Genomic DNA, 2,187 nt, shown 5'->3' with positions numbered 1-2,187 from the left:
GCACCACCTCCCGGTCGTCCGGGCGGAGCCCCGCGCGACGGGCTCTCGGCTATCTCCTCTCGCGCGTCGCAGAGGTGTAGATGAGAGTGAGAACCACCGCGACGGCAATGGAGATGATCCAGCGGATCCAGTCGATGCCGGAGGTGTCCTCGTTGCCTTCGGACGAGATCATCCCCCAGATCCAGTAGCCGATCAGCGCGCCGATGATGCCGATGATGATCGTGATGATCATGCCCATCGCCTGCTTACCCGGGATCACCAACCGGGCGAGGATGCCGATGACTGCGCCGAAGATGATGGTGCCGATGATTTGTCCCATGGTGAGCCTCTCTGTTCGGCGCCGCACCTGCGGGCGGCGCAACCTCGACGACCATGTACCTCCTCAGTGTCGATCATGAACAGCGCACGCGGAGGCCGAATCGACGTCCCTTCCGGGTGAATTTCCTTCTCCGGCAGGCCGGGATCTCACCGGCCCCCGTCTGCTCCGGCCGCCGCGAGCAGCGCGATCGCCTGCTCGCGCATCTCCACCTTGCGGACCTTTCCGGTCACCGTCATCGGGAACTCGTCGACCACGTGCACGTAACGCGGGATCTTGTAGTGGGCGAGTTTCCCGGTGCAGAACGCCCGGAGCGACTCGGCGTCGAGCGGCTCCGCGCCTTCGCGCATCCGGATCCACGCCATCAGTTCCTCGCCGTACTTCGTGTCGGGCACGCCGACGACCTGGGCGTCGAGGATGTCCGGGTGGGTGTAGAGGAATTCCTCGATCTCGCGGGGGTAGATGTTCTCCCCACCCCGGATGACCATGTCCTTGATCCGGCCCGTCACCGAGACGTACCCGTCCTCGTCCATGACGCCGATGTCGCCGGTGTGCATCCATCGGGCCGCGTCGATCGCCTCGGCGGTCTTGTCGGGCTGATCCCAGTAGCCGAGCATCACCGAGTAACCGCGGGTGCACAGTTCGCCGGGTTCGCCGCGCGGCACCGTCAGTCCGGTGACGGGGTCGACGATCTTGACCTCGAGATGCGGGCCGACACGACCGACGGTGCTCACGCGCCGCTCGATGCTGTCGTCGCTGCGGGTCTGCGTCGAGACCGGGGAGGTCTCGGTCATGCCGTAGCAGATGGAGACCTCGCTCATGCCCATCCGGTCGATGACCTGCTTCATCACCTCCACCGGGCACGGTGATCCCGCCATGATGCCGGTGCGCAGGCTCGACAGGTCGTAGTTGTCGAATCCCGGGTCGGCCAGTTCGGCGATGAACATCGTCGGCACGCCGTACAGCGACGTGCACTTCTCCTCGGCGACGGCGCTCAGCGTCGCGGCGGGATCGAAGCCCGGCGCCGGCAGCACGATGGTCGCGCCGTGACTCGTGCACGCGAGATTGCCCATCGTCATCCCGAAGCAGTGGTACAGCGGGACGGGGATGCAGACCCGGTCGCGTTCGGTGTAGTGGCACAGCTCGCCGACGAAGAAGCCGTTGTTGAGCACGTTGTGGTGACTGAGGGTGGCGCCCTTGGGGAAACCGGTGGTGCCCGAGGTGTACTGGATGTTGATCGGATCGTCGGGCGACAACGAGGCCTGGGCCGCGTCGAGCGGTGCCCGGTCCTCGGTGAGCGCGGCGCGGCCGGAGTCGACGAGTTCGTCCCACCGCGGCGAGTCGAGCAGGACGACGTCCTCGAGGTCGGGGCAGTTGGGCCGTACGGTCTCGATCATCTGCGCGTAGTCGGAGGTCTTGAACGTCGGGGCGGACACCAGCATCCGCACACCGGCCTGTTCGAGGACGTACTGCAGCTCGTGCGAGCGGTAGGCCGGGTTGATGTTGACGAGGATCGCTCCGATCTTCGCGGTCGCGTACTGTACGAGCACCCACTGCCAGCAGTTGGGTGCCCAGATGCCGACGCGGTCGCCCTTGGTGATGCCCGCCCGCAGCATACCGAGCGCGAACGCGTCGACGTCCGCGACGAATTCGCTGTAACTCCAGCGTTTTCCGGCGGCGGAATCGACGAGCGCCTCACGGTCGCCGAAGCGGGCGGCGGTGCGGTCGAGGTTGTCGCCGATGGTGTCGCCGAGCAGCGGGACGTCCCAGGCACCCTGGGCATAGCTGGGCAGACGGTCGACGTCGAGGCCGGACATCGCATTCTCCTTCACGAGACGGGGATACGGCTGTGGTGGCGGTCGTCGGGCTGC

At 66.4% G+C, this 2,187-nt stretch carries 2 protein-coding genes; both read right to left on the bottom strand.

Annotated elements, in window-relative coordinates:
• Positions 1-49: 49 nt before the first annotated feature.
• A complete protein-coding gene (locus ACNJ7K_RS27535) occupies positions 50-319 on the bottom strand; it encodes a GlsB/YeaQ/YmgE family stress response membrane protein (protein WP_059383259.1) in 270 nt (89 codons plus the stop codon).
• Positions 320-465: 146 nt separating this feature from the next.
• A complete protein-coding gene (locus ACNJ7K_RS27530; RefSeq protein ID WP_229565304.1) occupies positions 466-2,133 on the bottom strand; it encodes an AMP-binding protein in 1,668 nt (555 codons plus the stop codon).
• Between the last annotated feature and the right edge of the window lie 54 nt (positions 2,134-2,187).

The organism is Rhodococcus shunpengi (genome assembly GCF_048381395.1).
Taxonomy (GTDB): Bacteria; Actinomycetota; Actinomycetes; order Mycobacteriales; family Mycobacteriaceae; genus Rhodococcus.
The sequence above is the reverse complement of the archived record's forward strand: the minus strand, read 5'-3'. Positions and strand labels throughout refer to the sequence as shown.